The 20039-nt window shown below is 29.1% G+C and carries 24 protein-coding genes; 18 read left to right on the top strand and 6 right to left on the bottom strand.

Translation table 11 applies throughout. From position 1 onward, the window contains the following. Window positions 1-34: 34 nt before the first annotated feature. From L8Y18_RS00800 to L8Y18_RS00715, 18 genes are all read left to right on the top strand, one after another. Window positions 35-742, top strand: coding sequence for a protein phosphatase CheZ (locus tag L8Y18_RS00800; RefSeq protein ID WP_263659057.1), 708 nt, complete (start codon window positions 35-37; stop codon window positions 740-742). After that, a complete protein-coding gene (locus L8Y18_RS00795; RefSeq protein WP_263660113.1) occupies window positions 739-1995 on the top strand; it encodes a peptidase U32 family protein in 1257 nt (418 codons plus the stop codon). Before L8Y18_RS00800 ends, L8Y18_RS00795 begins: the two co-directional genes overlap by 4 nt. Further along, window positions 1992-2486 carry a 5-(carboxyamino)imidazole ribonucleotide mutase gene (purE, locus tag L8Y18_RS00790; RefSeq protein WP_133318743.1) on the top strand — a complete coding sequence of 165 codons (495 nt, stop codon included), beginning with the start codon at window positions 1992-1994 and terminating at the stop codon, window positions 2484-2486. The genes L8Y18_RS00795 and purE overlap by 4 nt, the downstream gene beginning before the upstream one ends. A gap of 9 nt (window positions 2487-2495) precedes the next feature. Beyond that, window positions 2496-3002, top strand: coding sequence for a DUF3972 domain-containing protein (locus L8Y18_RS00785; RefSeq protein WP_220566839.1), 507 nt, complete (start codon window positions 2496-2498; stop codon window positions 3000-3002). Further along, window positions 2999-3859 carry a glycine--tRNA ligase subunit alpha gene (gene glyQ, locus L8Y18_RS00780; RefSeq protein WP_263659059.1) on the top strand — a complete coding sequence of 287 codons (861 nt, stop codon included), beginning with the start codon at window positions 2999-3001 and terminating at the stop codon, window positions 3857-3859. The genes L8Y18_RS00785 and glyQ overlap by 4 nt, the downstream gene beginning before the upstream one ends. After that, window positions 3849-4574 carry a Nif3-like dinuclear metal center hexameric protein gene (locus L8Y18_RS00775; RefSeq protein WP_263669826.1) on the top strand — a complete coding sequence of 242 codons (726 nt, stop codon included), beginning with the start codon at window positions 3849-3851 and terminating at the stop codon, window positions 4572-4574. The genes glyQ and L8Y18_RS00775 overlap by 11 nt, the downstream gene beginning before the upstream one ends. An 11-nt stretch (window positions 4575-4585) precedes the next feature. Next, window positions 4586-5305, top strand: a complete 720-nt coding sequence (locus L8Y18_RS00770; RefSeq protein ID WP_133318747.1) for a zinc ribbon domain-containing protein — start codon at window positions 4586-4588, stop codon at window positions 5303-5305. Next, on the top strand, window positions 5302-6486 hold the full coding sequence (waaA, locus tag L8Y18_RS00765; protein WP_263676073.1) for a lipid IV(A) 3-deoxy-D-manno-octulosonic acid transferase: 1185 nt from the start codon (window positions 5302-5304) through the stop codon (window positions 6484-6486). The genes L8Y18_RS00770 and waaA overlap by 4 nt, the downstream gene beginning before the upstream one ends. Further along, window positions 6467-7219 (top strand): pseudouridine synthase family protein, encoded by a 753-nt coding sequence (locus tag L8Y18_RS00760; protein WP_263669824.1) that lies wholly within the window; start codon window positions 6467-6469, stop codon window positions 7217-7219. The genes waaA and L8Y18_RS00760 overlap by 20 nt, the downstream gene beginning before the upstream one ends. Window positions 7220-7283: 64 nt before the next feature. Next, the gene (gene ffh, locus L8Y18_RS00755) at window positions 7284-8621 is read left to right on the top strand and encodes a signal recognition particle protein (RefSeq protein WP_220566836.1); all 1338 of its coding nucleotides are present in this window, start codon (window positions 7284-7286) and stop codon (window positions 8619-8621) included. Between the two features lie 71 nt (window positions 8622-8692). Then, window positions 8693-8920 carry a 30S ribosomal protein S16 gene (rpsP, locus tag L8Y18_RS00750; protein ID WP_012661702.1) on the top strand — a complete coding sequence of 76 codons (228 nt, stop codon included), beginning with the start codon at window positions 8693-8695 and terminating at the stop codon, window positions 8918-8920. Window positions 8921-8922: 2 nt separating this feature from the next. Then, the gene (locus L8Y18_RS00745) at window positions 8923-9168 is read left to right on the top strand and encodes a KH domain-containing protein (RefSeq protein WP_043019956.1); all 246 of its coding nucleotides are present in this window, start codon (window positions 8923-8925) and stop codon (window positions 9166-9168) included. Then, entirely contained in the window at window positions 9158-9682 is a 525-nt protein-coding gene (rimM, locus tag L8Y18_RS00740) for a ribosome maturation factor RimM (protein ID WP_263664398.1), read from the top strand. Before L8Y18_RS00745 ends, rimM begins: the two co-directional genes overlap by 11 nt. Then, window positions 9679-10383, top strand: coding sequence for a tRNA (guanosine(37)-N1)-methyltransferase TrmD (gene trmD / locus L8Y18_RS00735; protein WP_263666155.1), 705 nt, complete (start codon window positions 9679-9681; stop codon window positions 10381-10383). Before rimM ends, trmD begins: the two co-directional genes overlap by 4 nt. 11 nt (window positions 10384-10394) lie before the next feature. Further along, on the top strand, window positions 10395-10751 hold the full coding sequence (gene rplS / locus L8Y18_RS00730; RefSeq protein WP_012661698.1) for a 50S ribosomal protein L19: 357 nt from the start codon (window positions 10395-10397) through the stop codon (window positions 10749-10751). A gap of 1 nt (window position 10752) precedes the next feature. Next, window positions 10753-11106 (top strand): cupin domain-containing protein, encoded by a 354-nt coding sequence (locus tag L8Y18_RS00725; RefSeq protein WP_243705616.1) that lies wholly within the window; start codon window positions 10753-10755, stop codon window positions 11104-11106. A 53-nt stretch (window positions 11107-11159) separates the two neighbouring features. Further along, window positions 11160-12500, top strand: a complete 1341-nt coding sequence (locus L8Y18_RS00720) for a class II 3-deoxy-7-phosphoheptulonate synthase (protein ID WP_173786628.1) — start codon at window positions 11160-11162, stop codon at window positions 12498-12500. Next, complete coding sequence (locus L8Y18_RS00715; protein WP_263676070.1) at window positions 12494-12823, top strand: Spx/MgsR family RNA polymerase-binding regulatory protein; 330 nt, start codon at window positions 12494-12496, stop codon at window positions 12821-12823. The genes L8Y18_RS00720 and L8Y18_RS00715 overlap by 7 nt, the downstream gene beginning before the upstream one ends. Window positions 12824-12876: 53 nt before the next feature. On the opposite strand, the gene L8Y18_RS00710 is transcribed toward L8Y18_RS00715, so the two are convergent. The 6 genes from L8Y18_RS00710 to L8Y18_RS00685 form a co-directional block, all read right to left on the bottom strand. Beyond that, window positions 12877-14778, bottom strand: a complete 1902-nt coding sequence (locus tag L8Y18_RS00710; RefSeq protein ID WP_263676069.1) for an autotransporter outer membrane beta-barrel domain-containing protein — start codon at window positions 14776-14778, stop codon at window positions 12877-12879. After that, on the bottom strand, window positions 14762-15106 hold the full coding sequence (locus L8Y18_RS08690) for a hypothetical protein (protein ID WP_263676068.1): 345 nt from the start codon (window positions 15104-15106) through the stop codon (window positions 14762-14764). Before L8Y18_RS08690 ends, L8Y18_RS00710 begins: the two co-directional genes overlap by 17 nt. A gap of 94 nt (window positions 15107-15200) precedes the next feature. Further along, the gene (locus L8Y18_RS00700; protein WP_263664403.1) at window positions 15201-15767 is read right to left on the bottom strand and encodes an anthranilate synthase component II; all 567 of its coding nucleotides are present in this window, start codon (window positions 15765-15767) and stop codon (window positions 15201-15203) included. Then, the gene (locus tag L8Y18_RS00695; protein WP_263664404.1) at window positions 15764-17512 is read right to left on the bottom strand and encodes a bifunctional anthranilate synthase component I family protein/class IV aminotransferase; all 1749 of its coding nucleotides are present in this window, start codon (window positions 17510-17512) and stop codon (window positions 15764-15766) included. Before L8Y18_RS00695 ends, L8Y18_RS00700 begins: the two co-directional genes overlap by 4 nt. A 65-nt stretch (window positions 17513-17577) precedes the next feature. After that, the gene (gene fliP, locus L8Y18_RS00690) at window positions 17578-18312 is read right to left on the bottom strand and encodes a flagellar type III secretion system pore protein FliP (RefSeq protein WP_133318758.1); all 735 of its coding nucleotides are present in this window, start codon (window positions 18310-18312) and stop codon (window positions 17578-17580) included. 145 nt (window positions 18313-18457) lie between these two features. Further along, window positions 18458-19978, bottom strand: coding sequence for an autotransporter outer membrane beta-barrel domain-containing protein (locus L8Y18_RS00685; protein ID WP_263676067.1), 1521 nt, complete (start codon window positions 19976-19978; stop codon window positions 18458-18460). Window positions 19979-20039: the final 61 nt, after the last annotated feature.

Raw genomic sequence — 20039 nt, 5'->3', positions numbered from 1 at the left:
TCGCATTAGTTTTTTTATTAAAAAAGGTGTAACAATGACCCAAGAAGAATTAGATGCTTTAATGAATGGCACTGAAGACTTAGATCTTGATTCTGTAGAAGAAACAGAAGAAAAACCAGATACAGATTATGAAGATGAGGAAAAAAATAAGCAAATTGTTAATGATATGATTAATGGTGATTATAAAGCAAGAGCGGATATGGCTTGGCCACCACCACCACCTAGTAAAGAACATAAAGTTGTACATCAACTTGATGATGTTACAAGAGATAGTGAAATAAAAGCCACAGAGATGATGGAAAAATTAGAAGCTATTAACGATTTTTTTGCAAATTCTGAGAGTGATCTTTGTGTAATCAGTGATGCTTTAAATAAAAATATAGAAATTTTTGAAAAATTAAATGCAAAATTTCCTAATGTGGTAAGCTTTAAAGAAGCTATTGAGATAAATAACAATGCTAAAAATATCATAGATGAGATTACAGGTTGTTTGCAAACTGGACAAGATGAAGTTATGATGGCAATGGATGCTATGCAATATCAAGATATTCATCGTCAAAAAATTGAGCGTGTTATTAATGTTATGAGAGCTTTAAGTAGATATATGAGTAGTTTGTTTGAAGGTAAAATTGATGATGAAAAACGCGTGGGATCTGCTGTGCATATCGAAGGAGATACAACTGCAGATGTTGTAAGTAATGATGATATTGAGGCATTAATCGCAAGTTTAGGAAAAAAATGATTATTCCTGAAATAGTAGCTCCTGCAGGTAATTTTACAAAATTAAAAATAGCTTTAGCTTATGGAGCTGATGCTGTTTATGCAGGAGTGAGTAATTTTTCATTAAGAGCAAGAACTGCTAGAGATTTTAATTATGAAACTTTTAAAGAAGCTATTGAGTACACGCATGCAAAAGGAAAAAAAATTTATGTAACGATTAATGGATTTCATTTTAGCTCACAAATTGAAGGTTTGAAAAGGCATATTTTAAAATTAAAAGAAATGAAACCCGATGCTTTTATAGTAGCTTCTGTAGGTGCTATGCGTTTGGTTAAAGAGCTTGCACCTGAAATCAATCTTCATGTATCAACCCAAGCTAATATTTTAAATTACTTAGACGCTCAAGTTTATAAAGATATGGGAGCTAAGCGTGTTGTTATAGCAAGGGAACTTGGTTTAAAAGATGCAAAAGATTTGAAAAATAATTGTGACATAGAGCTTGAAAGTTTTGTCCATGGTTCTATGTGTTTTGCGTATTCTGGCAGATGTTTGATAAGCTCAGTGCAAAGTGGACGCATGAGTAATCGTGGATCATGTGCAAATGATTGTAGATTTAACTATGAACTTTATGCAAAGAACCCAGAAACTAATACACTTTTTAGACTTGAAGAAGATGAGAATGGCACGCATGTGTTTAATTCTAAAGATTTAAATTTAAGCTCGTATATTCAAAAAATTATGCAAGAAGATTGCATTCATGCTTTTAAAATAGAAGGAAGAACGAAAAGTGAGTATTATGTAGCTTTGACTACAAGAACTTATAAAATGGCAGTGCAAGATGTGTTGCAAAATACTTTTGATGCGGCTAAGTATGAAAAAGAAATTCATACTTTAAAACACAGAGGTTTTACAGATGGATATTTAGTTTCAAGAGCTTATGAAAAAACCGATTCAATAAATCATAATACAAGTATAGAAGAAGGAACCCATCAAGTGCATGCTATTAGCGAAGATGGTGAATTTTTTAAATGTAAGGGTAGGATAGAATTAAACAAAGAATATGAAATTCTAGCTCCGGTTGATTCTAATATAGAATTAGGGGAAAATAAACTAGGTTTAGTATATGAAAATGAAGGAAAAAAATTCATAGTGTTTAAACAATTATTAGCAAAAAACAATAAAGAATTTAGTGAAATTCATAGTGGTAATGAAAATGAAATTACTTTGCCATTTAAACTTCCAGAATTTAGCTTTTTAAGAAGGAGTGTTGAATGAAATTTGTTTCCATATTGATGGGAAGTAAGAGTGATTATGATATAGTAAAAGAAGCTTTAGGAATTTTGGAAAAATTTGATGTAAAATATGAAGTCTTGATCACTTCAGCTCATAGAAGTCCTCAAAGAACCCAAGAATATATCAAAAATGCTGAAGAAAAAGGTGCAAAAGTATTTATTGCTGCAGCGGGTATGGCAGCTCATTTAGCAGGAGCTGTTGCAGCACATACAACAAAACCTGTTTTAGGTATACCTATGCCAGGAAGTAATTTAGCTAGTATGGATTCTTTATTTTCTACTGTGCAAATGCCAAGTGGAATTCCTGTAGCAACTGTGGCTATAGGTAAAGCAGGGGCTATTAATGCAGCTTATTTGGCAGTGCAAATTTTAGCAATAGAAGATGAGTCTTTAGCGCAAAAATTATTAGAAGATAGACAAAAACAACAAGAAAAATTAATCCAAGATTCTAATACAATTGAAGTTTTTCTTTAAGGAGCGTATATGCAAACTTACTTGGAATTAAAAGAATTTTGTCAGTTAGTTCATTTATCCGAAGATGTTGTAAAAGGAATGATGGCAAATGGTGCTTTAAATTTCAAAGAAGAAGAAGGTAAAATTTATATAGAAGCTAATCAAGGTACTTTTAGCGTAGTTCCTTCAAGTTCAAAGCAACCTGCTATGGTAAATTCTATGACCTTGGCAGGAGAAAGTTTTGTAGAAAAAACTATAGGGACTATTTTAAATTTACATGAAAAAGTTCTTGATGCTAAGGATGAAACCTTAGAAGCTTTAAAGGGTGAAAATAAATTTTTAAAAGATGCTCTTTATTCTATGCAAGAGCTTTATGATGAGGATAGAAAAACTATAGAAAATCTTAACGAGCAACTTAAATATGCGCGTAATGAAGTTGAATTTCTAAAAAGAAAATATAAAATGATGTGGAATAAAACAGTGGAATTATATGCAAATTCGCCTGAGAAGTCTGAAGAATTAAAGGAAGAAAAATGACTTTTTCTCAAATGATTTTAAATTTACAAGAATTTTGGCAAAAGCAAGGTTGTGCTATTATGCAACCTTATGATTTTCCAGCAGGTGCAGGGACATTTCACCCGGCAACTTTTTTAAGAAGTTTAGGTAAAAAACCTTGGGCGGCTGCTTATGTAGCACCAAGTAGAAGACCAACTGATGGAAGATATGGTGAAAATCCTAATAGGTTGGGTGCTTATTATCAATTTCAAGTTTTAATTAAACCAAGTCCTGATAATATCCAAGAATTATATTTAAAAAGTTTAGAAAATTTAGGCTTTGATTTGAAATCACATGATATTCGTTTTGTTGAAGATAATTGGGAAAGTCCAAGTTTAGGTGCTTGGGGTTTGGGCTGGGAAGTTTGGCTTGATGGTATGGAAGTTACACAATTTACTTATTTTCAACAAGTTGGTGGTATAAGCGTAGATTTAGTTAGTGCTGAAATTACTTATGGCTTGGAAAGACTTGCAATGTATTTACAAGATGTAGATAATGTATATGACATAGTTTGGAATGAATTTAACGGCGAAAAAATTACCTATAAAGATGTTCATAAGCAAGGCGAGTTTGAATTTAGTAAATATAATTTTGAAGTAAGTGATGTAAAAACTTTAAATGTACAATTTGAAAATGCTTACAATGAGTGTAAAAATGCATTAGATGCAAAACTTGCTTTACCAGCATATGATTATTGTATGTTAGCAGCACATACTTTTAACTTGCTTGATGCAAGAGGAGCTATTTCAGTAACTCAAAGACAAGATTTTATGCTTAAAATTAGAGAATTATCTAAAAGTTGTGCTTTAGTATATAAAGAAAGTTTAGATGAAAATTAAAGAAATTTATGATTATTTAGATACTATTAGTCCATTTAATACGCAAAGTTCATGGGACAATAGTGGTTTATTGCTTGGAAATTTCGATCAAGATGTAAATAAGATTTATCTTGCGCTTGATGTAGATATGCATTTAATTGAAAATGCAAGCGAAAATTCACTTTTTATAGTCCATCATCCTTTAATTTTTAAAGGTTTGAAGAATTTAAGTGGAGTGCTTTATCCGCAAAATCTTCTTACAAAAATGATACAAAAAAATATAGCCTTGATTGCTATGCATACAAATTTTGATTTAAGTCATTTAAATACTTATTTTACTAGCGAAATTTTGGGTTTTAAGATCAAAGAACAAAATGAATTTTTGATCTATTGTGATGTAGATTTTCAATTAGATACATTAGTTGATCATGTTAAAAAGTGTTTAAAGCTTAATCATATTAGGGTTGTTAATGCTCATCAAGAAAAAATAAAAACTTTAGCAATATGTACAGGCAGTGGTGGAGATTTGATTTCTAGTGTAAAAGCAGATTGTTTTTTAAGTGGAGATTTTAAGTATCATCAGGCCTTAGAAAGTTATCATAATAAACTCAATTTGATTGATATAGGTCACTATGAAAGTGAGTTATACTTTGGTGAAATTTTAGCAAAAGATTTGCAAAAATTTCATTTAGAAGTTATAATATCAGTTTCAAAAAATCCATTTCAATATTTTTAAGGAAAAAATCAATGAATAAATATTTAGAACAACTTATAGCTTTATCGCAAATTGATAAAGAGTTAGATGGTTTTGCAAATAAAGTAGAAGATGCTACAAAGGATTTAAAAGAAAAGCGTAATTTGCTTGATAAAACTGAAGAAGAAATTGCAGGTTTTGAAAAAGATATTAAAGATATAGAAAATCAAAAAATACAAAACAATAACCATATTGCAGAATTTGGTGTGAAAATTAAAGAAATAGCCAAAAAAAGTGCTGCAGTGAAAACTGAAAAAGAAGCAAATGCTTTAAAAATCGAAGAAGATATAGCTAAAGAGCAACTTGATGCAGCAAATGAAGAGATAGAAAGATTAGATAAAATTTTAGAAAACAAAGAAAAATTTATACAAGAATTGCAAACTAAGAGAACTGAACTTGAAAATGAAGTGGATCAAATAGATGCTCAAACAAAAGTTGTATTAGTTGATATTGAAAAAGAAAGATTAGAGATTTATGATAAAAAAGTAAAGCTGGTTGGCGAAATAAATCAAAAAGTTTTAACTTTTTATGAGAAAATTAGAAAATGGGCGGGAAATAGTGCTGTAGTTCCTGTGAAAAAACATGCTTGTTATGGCTGTTTTATGAGAATTTATGATAAAACTTATTTAGCAGTTTTAAAAGGTGATGAAATCGTAACTTGTCCGCATTGTGGAAGAATTTTATATAAAGAAAAAGAAGAAAATCAAAATTGATTTTTTTTTATTACATTTTTGCTGTGATTATATATGTAATCGCAGTTCCTTTTTTGTTGATTTTAAGTTTTTGTAAAGAAAAATATAAAGTATCTCTAAAATCTAGATTTTTTCTTTACAAAAACTTAAAACAAGAACAAGGAGATATATATTTTCATGCTTGCTCCTTTGGGGAGATTAAAAGCATTGCTCCCTTAATAAAACTTTTTCCAACTTGTAAAATTTCAACCATCACGCAAACTGGATTTAATGAAGCTTTAAGACATTCTAAAAAAGTAAATTTTTTACCATTTGAAATTTTTATACCTTTTTGGATGAAACCTTGCAAAGTTTTGATTATTTTTGAAGCAGAGCTTTGGCTTATGCTTGTATTGATGGCTAAATTTTATAATGCAAAAGTTATTTTATTAAATGCTAGGATTAGTGATAGATCTTTAAAAAACTACAAGCGTTTTAGCTTTTTTTATCGTTTGATTTTTAAATATATTGATGTTGTGTTTGCGCAAAGTCAAAAAGACAAAGAAAGGTTAGAGTGTTTGGGTGCTAAAAATGTTGTAGCATATAAAAATATCAAAGCTAATATAAAACAAGAACAAGTGAAAAATTATTCAAAACCTAAGGCTAGGGTTATTATATTTGCTAGTACGCATGAAAATGAAGAACGATTATTGCTTAATGAGATTAAACTAGAAGAAAACGATAGATTAATTATCGCTCCAAGACATCCGGAGCGTTTTGGCGAGGTTGAGGGGATTTTAAAAGATTTTTGTCAAAAAAATTATTATAATATGCAAAAATTTTCAGACTTTACTTTAAGCGAAAATGATTTTGCAAATTTTTTTAAGACTAAGTGTTTATTGCTAGATGCTTTGGGTGAGCTAGAAAATTTTTATAAGATTAGTGATGTGGTTTTTTTGTGTGGCTCTTTTGTAAATAATATAGGTGGGCATAATCCTATAGAAGCGGCTAGATGGAATAATGTTATTATCTCGGGGAAATATTATTTTAATCAAGAAAGTTTATATCAAGAAGTTGATGATTTGTATATTTGTGAGAGTGTAAAAGATATAAATGATTTTTTAAAGCAAAAATTATCACAAGCACGAGTCAAAGAGCAAAATGATTTAAATGAAATTATATTAAGTATAAAAGAAGGTTTAGATGCAAGAAAAAGCTTATAAATTGCTTGCAATGCAAGAAAAAATTTCCAATAATGCAGCAAAGGATTTGATTGATAAAGGTTGTGTTTTTGCTATGGGAAAAAAGGTTGTTATAGCTAGAGCTTTGATGAGCTCAAAAACAAGATTTGTTGTGCAAAAAATAAAAAAAGCAAAAATACTTTTTGAAGATGATAAAATCATAGCCTTAAATAAGCCTTATGGAGAAATTAGTGAGAATTTAGAAGGTGTTTATAATGCTAAATTAATTAACAGGCTTGATAAAGAAACAAGTGGAGTTTTGCTTTTAAGTAAAGATGAGGAATTTAGACTAAAATGCATTCAAGAGTATAAAAAACAAAATGTTTATAAAAGCTATTTAGCTATTGTCGATGGAGTAATTGCTGAAGAACTTGAAATTTGTGAAAAAATAACTACTATAAAAAATAAATCCGGAGCTTTTAGTAAAATCGATAAATTTGGCTTAGAAGCTCATACTCAGGTTATACCTTTAATGGTAAATGCAAAAAAAACTTTAATAAAAGCAGTCATTAAAACAGGTAGAACACATCAAATCAGAGTGCATTTAAATCATATAAAACATGGTATTATTGGCGATGAAAAATATGCAAAAAATAGCTCTTCTAGAATGTATTTGCATTCTTATGAAACGCATATTTTTGATTATCAATTTAAAGCTTTACTTGATGAGAGTTTTAATGCTTATGGTTTTGAAATAAAAAATTTAAATTTTTAAAGGCGTTTAAAGCTAAAAGGGTTTATAATTTAGCTTTTTAAAATTTTAATAAAGGGAAAATAAAGTGTTTGAAATAGTTAGTGAGTCATTTAAATCCGCGGTTAATAAACTTCGTTTTGTTGATGATGAAAAAGCTTTAAAAAATGCTCTTGACACTTTAAAAAAAGCCCTTTTAAAAGCAGATGTACATCATAAAGTTACAAAAGAATTACTCACTTTAGTAGAAAATGATGTAAAAACTAATGGCATAGGCCAAAAGCAATTTTTAGACTCAATTAAGAAAAATTTAGAAGAAATTCTTAGTGTTAAAGGTAAAAATCAAGGTTTTGTATTTGCTAGTAAGCCACCTACGGTTGTTTTGATGTGCGGTTTGCAAGGTGGTGGTAAAACTACTACTACGGTAAAAATTGCTAATTACTTAAAACTAAGAAATAAAAAAGTATTAATTGCTGCATGTGATTTGCAAAGATTAGCTGCGGTAGAGCAATTAAGACAACTCACTCAAGCTAATGAGCTTGATTTATTTTTCATAGAAAATGAAAGTAATCCTTTAAATGTAGCTAAACAAGCTTTAGAAAAAGCAAAAAATTCTATGTATGATGTTTTGCTTGTAGATACTGCCGGCCGTTTGGCAATTGATATAGCTTTGATGAATGAGCTTAAAGAAGTAAAAGCTATTTTAAATCCTGATGAAGTATTTTATGTAGCTGATGCTATGAGTGGTCAAGATGGAGTTAAAACAGCAAGTAGCTTTAATGAAGCTTTAGAAATCACTGGGGTTATTTTAAGTAAATTTGATGCAGATACTAAAGGTGGTGTTGCGCTAGGTATAGCTAAACAAATTGGTGTGCCTTTAAGATTTATTGGTGTTGGTGAGAAAGTAGCTGATTTAGAAGTATTTATCCCTGATAGGATTGTTAATCGTATCATGGGTGAAGGTGATTTGGCGACTTTGGCTGAAAAAACTGCCGCTATTATAGATGAAAAAGAAGCAAAAAAACTTAATAAAAAAATCAAAAAAGGTGAATTTAATTTCAATGACTTTTTAAATCAAATGGAAAGTGTTAAAAAACTTGGTAGTATGAAATCAATCATTGGTATGATACCTGGTTTATCATCTATGGCAGCAAATATTAAAGATATTGATTTGGATAATTCTAAAGAAATTATTCATATTAAAGCAATGATTTCATCAATGACGCCAAAAGAAAGAGAAAATCCTGATTTATTAAACAACGCAAGAAAGCGTCGTATTGCAGAGGGTGCTGGTTTATCTCAAATGGAAGTAAATCGCTTTTTAAAACAATTTAGTAATGCGGCTAAGTTGGCAAAAAAATTTTCAAACAAAAAAGGAATGGAAAATTTTATGAATATGTTGCAGCAAGCTAAAAGACCGCAATAATTAAAGCTTTTTTATGGATATATGAGTTAAAATATCTATAACAAAATTTTAATTTTTTTAGGAGTATTAAAATGACAGTAATTAGACTTACAAAAATGGGACGCAAAAAAAGACCATTTTATCGTATAGTTGTAACTGATAGTAGAAAAAGACGCGATGGTAGTTGGATAGAAAGCATTGGATATTATAATCCTATGGTTGAACCTGAAGTAGTAAAATTTGATGCTGAGCGTTTAGCTTATTGGAAGAGCGTAGGTGCTAAATTAAGCGATAGAGTAGCAGCTATTACAAGCAAATAAAAATGGTTGAAAATTTTTTAAGAGAATACGCAAAATTAATTGTTGATTTTCCTGAAAAAGTTGATATACAAAAACAAAATTTAGAAAACAATTTTGCTGAAATTATCATTTATGTTGATCCGACTGATACTGGTAAGTTGATCGGAAAAAATGGGAAATTAATCAACGCAATAAAAACAGTTATTATGGCTTATAAAGTTAAAGATGCAACTTCATATCGTATAACGGTAAAAGCTATTGAAGAATGATTTGGTCCAAGTTGCTAAACTTGGGAAAAGTGTTGGTTTGAAAGGTTATGTAAAATTACATAATTTAAGTGATTTTTATGAGCAGTTTAAAGCAGGTGCTAAATTTTTTGATGGTAATCAAAAAATTTACACCATAAAAGCTTTCGATAAAACAAGATCTTTGGTTTTATTTGAAGATTTTGAGAATTTAGAATCTGCAAAAAAACTAACTAATATTACACTATTTCAAAGCATAAAAACTACAAAAGAAACTTGTAAGTTAAAAAAAGATGAGTATTTTTATTTTGATATTATAGGCTGTGAAATTTTTGAAAATAAACAAAAATTAGGTGTAGTTGAAGATATTTTAGAAAATGGAGCTGGATTTTTATTCTGTATAAAATGCGATGAAAAACTACAGACAAAGGTTAAAAACTTTTATATTCCTTATGTTGATAAATATATTCAAAAAGTTGATATAGAAAATAAAAAAATATTCACACAATCTGCTTTAGATATTTTAGAAAATTCATGAAATATACTTTTGTAAGTTTATTCCCAGAGCTTATTGAGCCTTATTTTAAAGCTTCTATTTTGGCAAGGGCAAAAGAAAAAGGAATTTTAGAATTTGATTTTGTTAATCCTAGAAATTTTACTACAAATAAACATCTAAAAGTAGATGATTATAAAATAGGCGGTGGTGCGGGACTTTTATTACAAGCTCAGCCTTTATATGATTGTTTAACGCATATTAAAAGCCAAGATAAAAATACGCATTTTATTTTTCTTTTACCATGTGCTAAAACTTTTAAGCAAATAGATGCTAAAAGATTAAGCGTCAAAGAGCATATTTGTTTTGTATGTAGTAGATATGAGGGTTTAGATGAGCGTATTGTGGAAGAATTTGCTAATGAAGTGTTTTCTATAGGAGATTTTATACTTACAGGTGGAGAGTTAGCATCTTTGGTGATGTGTGATGCTATTAGTAGAAATATTCAAGATGTTCTTGGAAATAGTGAAAGTTTAAGTGAAGAAAGTTTTGAAAATGATTTATTAGAAGCACCATCATTTTCTAAGCCATTTGTTTTTGAAAAGGAAAATAAAAAATTTTATGTTCCTTCAGAGTTTTTAAAGGGAAATCACGCTAAAATTACAGCTTTAAAAACTACTTTGGCGTCTTGCAAAACGAAATATTTTCGTCCTGATTTGTATCAAAAGCATGAACGCAAATTTTAAGGAATATCGTTATGAAAAATAAATACATTGAGCAATTTGAGCAAAAACAAATTGAAGGTAAAAATGTTCCAGAATTTCGTGCTGGAGATACTTTAAGACTTGCTATTCGCATTAAAGAAGGCGATAAAACAAGAATTCAAAATTTTGAAGGTATTTGTATAGCGCGTAGAGGAAATGGTGTAGATGAAACTTTCATTGTGCGTAAAATAGGCGCTAATAATGTAGGTGTTGAAAGAATTTTCCCTATTTATAGTGAAAGTTTAGAAAGTATTACAGTATTAAGAAGAGGTCGTGTACGCCGTGCTAGATTATTCTATTTAAGAGATAGAAGAGGTAAGGCTGCTCGTATTAAAGAACTTAAAAAATAAAATGAAATTTAGAACTCAAATGCATGAAGTAATTTCTTGGGAACAAGAAATTGAAAATGGCATAAATATATCTAAAAAAATAGAAAATGCTTATGCTAAGGAAATATGCATAAATATGTCAAAGGATAGCTTTATGAAAGATCATAAAGCACCTTTTGATATTACTATACAAGTATTAAAAGGCTCTATTGATTTTGGAGTTTTAAATCAGCAAATTCTACTTAAATCTTTAGATAGCATTAGTTTAAAAGCTAATGAAATTCATAATCTTTTAGCACTAGAAGATTCTATAGTGCGTTTAACTCTATATAAACAAGATAGCCTTGAACGCGTTGAGAGTGTTTTGAAATCTTAATTTAAGTCTCATTTTGTATAATTTTAGCTTACTTAAAATTAGGAAGTTAAGCTATGAAATGGACTAAAGATTCTTGGAAAAATTATAAAATTCAGCAACAGCCGCAATATCCTGATGAAAATGAACTACAAGATGTTGTTAAAAAATTAGAAAAATTACCACCACTTGTTTTTGCAGGTGAGGTAGATAAGTTAAAAAAATCTCTTGCTAATGTTGTAAATTCTCAAGCATTTTTACTCCAAGGAGGAGATTGCGCAGAGAGTTTTGTAAATTTTGGTGCTGATAATATAAGAGATATGTTTAAAGTTATGCTTCAAATGGCCATAGTGCTTACTTTTGCAGGATCTTGTCCTATCGTTAAAGTAGGGCGTGTTGCAGGACAATTTGCAAAGCCAAGAAGTAGTGATTTTGAAGAAGTAGATGGAGTAACACTTCCAAGTTATCGTGGGGATATTATTAATGGTTTTGAATTTAATGAAAAATCAAGAATAGCCGATCCTAAAAGAATGCTAGAAGCGTATTATCAAAGTGCTACAACTTTAAATTTATTAAGAGCTTTTTCAAGAGGTGGTTTAGCAGATTTAAGAGTAGTGCATAAGTGGAATTTGGGTTTTTTAAAAAAAGCAGAGCTTGGGAAAAAATATAATGAACTTAGTGAAAAAATCACTCAAGCTTTAGCTTTTATGCAAGCTTGTGGTATCACTGATACCCCAAATCTTTCTCAAACAGCCTTTTATACTTCTCATGAAGCCTTGCTTTTGCCTTATGAAGAAGCTTTAACTAGAGTAGATAGTTTAAGCGGGGAAATTTATGATTGTTCAGCACATATGCTTTGGATAGGTGAGCGTACTAGAAAAGCAGATGAAGCACATGTGCATTTTTTAAGTGGAGTAAAAAATCCACTCGGTGTTAAGCTTAGTGCTAATTATGATTTAGATGAAATAAAAAAGCTAGTAAGTATTTTAAATCCGCATAATGAAGCAGGAAGATTAAATTTCATCATCCGTATGGGATGTGATAAGATAGAAAATGCCTTGCCAAAATTATTTAAAGAGTTAAAACAAGAAGGGTTTAATATACTTTATAGCATAGATCCTATGCATGCAAATACGGTTAAATCAGGTAATTTTAAAACAAGAGAATTTGATAAAATTATTCAAGAAGTGCGTGCGTTTTTTGAGATAGCTATGAGTGAAGGAGTGTATCCTGGTGGGGTACATTTGGAAATGACAGGGCAAAATGTAACAGAATGTGTAGGAGGCTCTTTAAATATCACTCAAGAAGAACTTTCTAAACGCTATGAAACACAATGTGATCCAAGATTAAATGCTGACCAAGCTTTAGAATTAGCATTTATCATAGCAGACTTAGTGAAAAAGGCAAGAAGATGTTAAAATTTTATGGTATTAAAAATTGTAATAGTGTTAAAAAAGCTATGGATTATTTAAATTCTAAGCAAATTGAATTTGAATTTTTAGACATTAAAAAGCTAGATGAAGAAACTTTGGATTTTTGGCTTAGCAAAAGGAGTGTTTTAGAGCTTGTAAATACAGCGGGTATGAGTGCTAGAAAATTAGGGTTAAATAAAGAAAAACTTCAAAATTTAAACCAAGATGAAATTAAAGTGATGATTTTGCAAAACCCAACGCTTATAAAACGCCCATTAATTGTAAAAGATGATGAAGTTTTTATAGCTAAAGAGTATGAGGGTTTTTAAAATGCTAGAGTGAAAAACTCTAGCATTTAGGAGTTTCTCAAAAAATATTTTTTTTAGAATTTGTATTTAAAACCTACTTGACCACTTACATAAGTTTCATTTTTACCATCTGTTTTACCAGCTAGTATTTGTTTAGCTCCAACACCTGCATTTAGGCTAAATTGCTCACTAATATCTACATTTCCACCTATGATGATTTGTCCATAAGTTTTTTTCTTATCATCGCTTTTTACGCTAGGTAGCGCCACTCCATTTAAACTCGCTACATAATCATCTCCATTATTCATTACATATTGTTCTATTTTTGGAGTGATAAATAAATATGATGTTTCGCTCATATATTTTCTAAATTCAGCACCAAGTTCTAAAGAAATAGAATTATTACTAGCGCTATTGACATCTTTTCCTGCAATTCCATTTTCTTTATAGCTTGGGGTATATGCATAGTAGTAGTTTGCTCCGGCAAAAGGTTTGATAAATAAGGTATTATTACTAAAATCAAAAATATATCCCATGTTAGCACTCAAACCAAGGAATTTTCTATTAAAGTCAGCACTATTTGTAGTGTTAAATCCTCTATTTACAATATCTTGATCTGTTGGAGAAATTTGAGCATAAGCCTTAACATTAACTTCTACCTTTGGACTTATATGGATATTAGAATAAGCACCAAATTGGAAATTATCTGATTTTTGGGTTAAAAGATTATCTTTTATTTCAGCGTTTGCATAAGTAAAATAAGCACCAATAATAACATCATCGTTAATTTTTCTATCCATACCTATAGTGGCTCCATATAAAGCACCACTATCTCCATCTATGATGTTTGCACCGCCTATTACATTACCCCAAATGCTGTTATTATAATTATCAATATAATTTCCTCTATAATCATTAGTAGCAAATCTTATTTGAGATAATTTTGTAGCGTAATTTCCATAAGGATTATTTAACATAGCTACACGAGAACCTATAGATACATCATTTGATACATTGATAGTTGAGTTTATACCTGATGAGGCTTGATTTACATTTGAGATAGATTTAGCTGAATCTTTTATATCATTTGCTACTTGTTCCCCGACTTTATCAAATTTAATACTACCTATTGCATTTAAATCTCCACCAATTTTAAGTCCATCTAAAATTTTAGAAACAAAGTCTTTGTTAGAAGCTGAAACACTAGAATCGTTTTTAATGTAATCATCATTAGAGATTATTCCACTTCCAGCATTGCTAATCATATCTTGAATTTGTTTTATTTGCTCATTAATTTTTGCAATAGCTTTATCAATTTTTTCTATATTAACACCTTCATCATCTTTGGCATCTTCTAAATCAGTTTTAATTAATTCTAGATATTTTTTATCGCTTTCTAGAATCATCTTATTGTTATTTACATTTTCATTTGCACCACCACTAATTAAAAGCTTATTATCTTTTGTAGAAAGTTCATATTCAACAAAATCTTTTACATCCATAGCTCTTACAACTTCATAATCAAGTCCTAAGTCTTTGTTGCTCATACCAACAATGCTTTCAAAATTTTTACTTATGTTTACACTAGCTTTGTTTGAGCTTGTTATATCTTCATTAAACCCTTCACTTGCACTCATAAAAACATAATTATTTAAAGCTAAATCACCAAAACTTGTTGTTCCTATGGAAAAGTTTGAATTTGTGATATTTGCTTTACCATTTACTTGTATGTGGTTTTGACTTTTATTACCACCTATGGTAAATAGAGTAGATTTATCTGCTGTAAAATTTCCATTTACTTCAAGAGAGCCTTGTAGGCCATGCCCATCAGCGATTAAAATAGCTGAAGATTTTATATCATCTAAAATACCCTCTGCAGGATTAGATGAACCTTTTATGCTAAAATCTCCATTTACGATGGATTTTCCATCTAAGCTTTGAAATATCACATCTGTTGCCTCAGTTTTTTTTAGCATTAATGGTATAGTTTGTTACATAACTAGCACCTTCGGAGGTATTTTTAAAACTAAGATTATTAGAATTTAAGTTAATATTTACTCTTGAGAGATCTTTATATTCATCATTAACTATATCATTAGCTAGGTCTGTCATTGTGAGATTTATAGTTAAGTCTTGATTGGTATGTTCTTGTTTTAGATTGAAATTTTGACCATCACTGGTTTCAAAATAATTTTTCATAGTGTCATCTGTTATGGTAATTTCTTGTGCTAAGATAGCATTGCTTAATAAAGCACTAATACCAACTCCCATTAAAACTTTACTTGTGTAATAAGAAAGTTTCATTTGATTACTCCTTGTAAATTTAAATTGAAAAAAGCATTATACCCCCCCCCTAAATTTAAGTTTAAAGTAAATGAAAAAAAATATAAATATTAGATTATTGCAAAGTAAGAAAGTTTTTAAGTAGCTTTTTGCCATTTTGACTCAGTATGGCTTCAGGGTGGAATTGAACTCCATAAATATCGTATTTTTTATGTTTTAAAGTCATGATGATATTATCTTCACTATGGGCTAAAATTTCACATTTTTTACCTATATGATTAACATAAAGAGAGTGATATAAACAAATTTTAAAATTTTGTTTAAGATTTTTAAAAAGTGGGTTTGGTTTGAATTTTATAGTTTTTACCTTACCATGAGTTGGGTTTGGAAGTTTAGAAATTTTACCACCAAAAACATGTGCTATACATTGGTGTCCTAGACAAATTCCAAGAATTTTTTTATCTTTTTTAAAATATTTTATAGCTTTTAAACTTAACTTTGATTTTTTTGGAGAATTTGGTCCAGGGGAGATTAGAAGATGGGTAAAATCATATTTTTTAAGCTTTTTTGGATTTTTAAATTTATCGTTTTTAATAATTTTATAAGCAATGTTTAATTCTTTTAAATAAAAGGCTATGGTGTAGGTAAAAGAATCATAATTATCTATAATCAAAACTTTCACAAAAATACCTTTTTTAAGCCTCTTAAAGAATTAATAGCATAAATTTCTTTAGCATTTAAAAGCTCATCTTTAGTGATATCTTTTTCTTTGATGAGCTTGTGTTTTAAGAGTGTTTGTCTATAAATACCATTTAGGCAGTTTTTAGCATAAGGGGTAAAATACTCATCATTTAAATTTATAATAATGTTACTTCTTGAACCCTCACAAAGTATGCCTTTTTCATCAAAAAAAACTATGTCATAGCAAATATTTTCTTTCCATAGATAAGAATTTGCTTCATATAAACTACGCAGAGAAGTTTTATGGTGTGTTAAAAGATTTACTTTTATGATGTCTTTACTTATGAGTAGTTTTTTGCTTGAATTTTCTTGTATATTGCTAAAATCAAACTCATAGAGGCCATTTTCAAAAAGTTTTAATTTAATAGCCTTTGAGCCTTTTTGAGTAAAATTACTTTTTGTAAAAAAATGATGATGATTGAAAACAAAATTGTTAAAATTTTGTAAAGATTTAAAATGGAATTTTTTATCTTTACTCTCTAGTATATTTTTAAAATCATGTTTTAATCTTTGAGTATCAAAGCCAAAAAAATTAGCTGAGTTTAAAATTCTTGTCAAATGTTCTTTGAAAAATAAAATAGAATGATTTTTATAATACATTGTTTCAAATAAATAAAAGTTAGGTTTTAAAATTTTACTTTTTAGTTTTAATTCTTCAAATTCATCTTGTTTTTGTGAGTCCCACACAAGTCCGCTTCCTACACCATATCTTAAAAAATCATCATTATTTTTTTTCTCTAAAGTGCGTATGGCTACGCTAAATTTTGCTTTATCTTTATGGATTAAGCCTATCGCTCCACAATAAATCCCGCGTTTCCTTTGCTCTAAATTTTCTATGAGTTTAATAGTTTCTATTTTGGGTGCACCTGTGATAGATCCACATGGAAAAAGGGCTTTGAAAATTTTAAAATAATCATTTTCTTGTTTTAATTTCCCACTTATTTTTGAAATGAGTTGGTGTAAGGTAGGGTAGGTTTTAACCTTAAAAAGTTCGCATTTTAAAGAATGTTTTTTGATGAGTTTTGAAATATCATTGCGTAATAAATCAACTATCATTACATTTTCACTAATAGTTTTTTCATCGCATTTTAAAAAGTTTTTTAGACTTTCATCTTCTTTTGGATTATTTGAGCGTTTGATTGTGCCTTTCATGGGTTTTGTGATGATTTTTTTATTTTTGATTTTAAAAAAAAGTTCAGGTGAAAATGAAGCCAATTCTAAAAATTCATTTTTCATATAAGCTTTATAGGGTGTATTTTGCTTAGGATAAAGGCTTAAAAAACTCTCATACACATTAAGATTTGATTGTAAATGTAGTTCTTGAGTAAGATTAACTTGATAACTTTGACCTTTAGCTATGGCTTCTTTGACTTTGTCAAAGTTTTCAAAATACTTTTCTTGGTTTAAATTGGATGAAAAACTTGGATAAAAGTCTAAATTTTTTTCTTCGTTTGTAAAGATTTTTTTTGATTTAAAAGCAAAAAAATATAAAAAAGGCTCTTTGCTTTTATAATTTTTATCTTCTAGATATTTATAGAATTCATATTGAATATAGCCTAAAAAATAATATTGATTTTTATATTTTTCTATGATTTTAAAAGCTTTTTTACTTTCTTTTTGAGTGTGAGCTTTAAGAGTGAAGACAAGATCATCATAAAGGTATTTTCCAAATATAGCAAATGCCATTTAAAATCTTTGATTTAGAAAAATACAAATAAAGCTAATAATACACATATTTTTGCTCTAAATTGCTAAGTTAAAAAGCTTTTGACGAGATTTTGTATAAGCAAATTCCATCCATCTACCAAAACAAAAATAAGCAATTTAAAAGGCATGGAAATCATAACAGGTGGTAACATCATCATACCCATAGCCATTAGCACTGAGCTTACTACCATATCAATAACTAAAAATGGCAAGAAAAGCAAAAAGCCTATTTCAAAAGCAGTTTTGAGTTCACTTATCATAAAAGCAGGCACTAAAACCGTTAAAGGAACATCATCTATGGTTTTTGGATTTTCTAAATTTCTGATCCTATAAAAAAGTGCTAAGTCTTTTTCTCTGGTATTTTTTAACATGAAATCTTTAAAAGGTTTAACGCCTTTAGCAAAGGCTTCTTCATAGCCTATTTGTTCAGCAATATAGGGTTTTATGCCTTCATTGTATGATTTTGTAGCAACAGGTTCCATAATAAAAAAAGTTAAAATCAAAGCTAGTGTCGCTAAGATAGTATTTGGAGGCATGGTTTGTGTGCCAAGAGCAGTTCTTAGAAAAGAAAAAACTACTATAAGTCTTAAAAATGAAGTCATTACAAAGATGATAGTTGGAGCAAGTGCTAGTATAGTTAAAACTATAATTATATTTAAAGTTGTTACGAGCTGTTGAGGGCTATTTGGGGCACTAAGGCTTAAATTTACAGTTGGTATAGTTGCTTCAGCGCCAAAAAGAGCTAGGCTTGATAAAAATAAAACTAGTAAAACCCTCAAAATATTTCCTTGGTTAAAATTAAAAGCATTATTTTAGCAATTTTACTCTTAAAAATGCAATTTATATGATTGAATTAATGGTTTATTTTTAAAATGCTAGAGTGAAAAACTCTAGCATTTAGGAGTTTCTCAAAAAATATTTTTTTTAGAATTTGTATTTAAAACCTACTTGACCACTTACATAAGTTTCATTTTTACCATCTGTTTTACCAGCTAGTATTTGTTTAGCTCCAACACCTGCATTTAGGCTAAATTGCTCACTAATATCTACATTTCCACCTATGATGATTTGTCCATAAGTTTTTTTCTTATCATTACCTTTGATGATAAAATTTGAATTTGATCCAACAAATCCAGCTACATAATCATCTCCATTATTCATTACATATTGTTCTATTTTTGGAGTGATAAATAAATACGATGTTTCGCTCATATATTTTCTAAATTCAGCACCAAGTTCTAAAGATATGGAATTATTTGTCATACTTTGAACATCTTTTGCAAACATACCACTTTCTTTATAACTTGGAGTGTGTGCGTAGTAGTAATTTATACCAGCAAAAGGCTTGATGAATAATGATGATGAATTTGGATTAAAAATTCTACCGGCATTAGCACTTAAACCAAAGAATTTACTATCAAAATCAGCCTTATTAGAATCATTTAACATTACAACACTTTGATCTGTTGGAGAAATTTGCCCGTAAGCTCTTAGATTAATTTCCCATTGATCGTTTGGATTAATTAAAGAATAAATACCAAATTGATAGTTATCTGATTTTTGTTCCATAACTCCATCTTTGATAGTTGAATCAGCATAAGTAAAGTAAAAACCAAGCAAAGCATTATCATTGATTTTTCTATCAGCACCTAGTGTAAATCCATATAAAGCACCACTATCTCCATCTATGATATTTGCACCACCAAAAACATTACCCCAAAAGCTATTATTAAATGAAGAATTTCCATAATAATTATAAACATCGCTTGCTAGTGCTGCTATATGGGTTGTAGCAAATTTTTCTACTAAAGCTTTATCTTGATAAGGATTTGAAAGTTTTGCTATTCTTGTTCCAATTGCTAGGTCATTTGCTACACCTATAGATGAATTAACAGAAGAATTTTGAGCATTATTTACTATAGCTTTTGCACTTGCTTTTGTATTTGTGGTAAGTGTGTTTAGATTTTTTCCTGTGGTATCTAGAGTGAGTGCTGCGATAGCATCATTGCTAAGTTTAGAATCTAAAATACTATTTAGCATATTTACAGCTAAATTTTTATTTTCTAAGCTAACATCTTTTATATTTTCAACTAAATCACTACCATCAAATTTTCCACCATTATCTTGTATATCTTGGATTTGTTGTTCTAATTTTTTAATTTGGTCCTGTAGTTCTTTTTCTGCTTGTGCTATGGCTTCAAGCATAGCATCATCGCCAATATATCCTGGTTTTTGGTAGGTTCCAAATCCAGAATTTTCTAAATTTTCATTTCTTTTAATATCTTCTTTTATATTATTAAAGCTATCTAAAGCTTCTTTTCTAATATCAATTTCAGATTTTAATATTTTTGATAAATCTCTTACATTTTCATTAGCACCACCGCTAATTAAAAGACTTTTGCCATCATTAGAAACACTAAGTTTATAATCTGTAAATTGAGCCAAATCAGTATCTTCAAAAAATTCATTTTTTGGAAGTAAATTTAAATTGAAAAAAGCATTATAC

The sequence above is a fragment of the Campylobacter sp. CNRCH_2007_0968H genome (assembly GCF_025773245.1).
Taxonomy (GTDB): domain Bacteria; phylum Campylobacterota; class Campylobacteria; order Campylobacterales; family Campylobacteraceae; genus Campylobacter_D; species Campylobacter_D lari_D.
The sequence above is the reverse complement of the archived record's forward strand: the minus strand, read 5'-3'. Positions and strand labels throughout refer to the sequence as shown.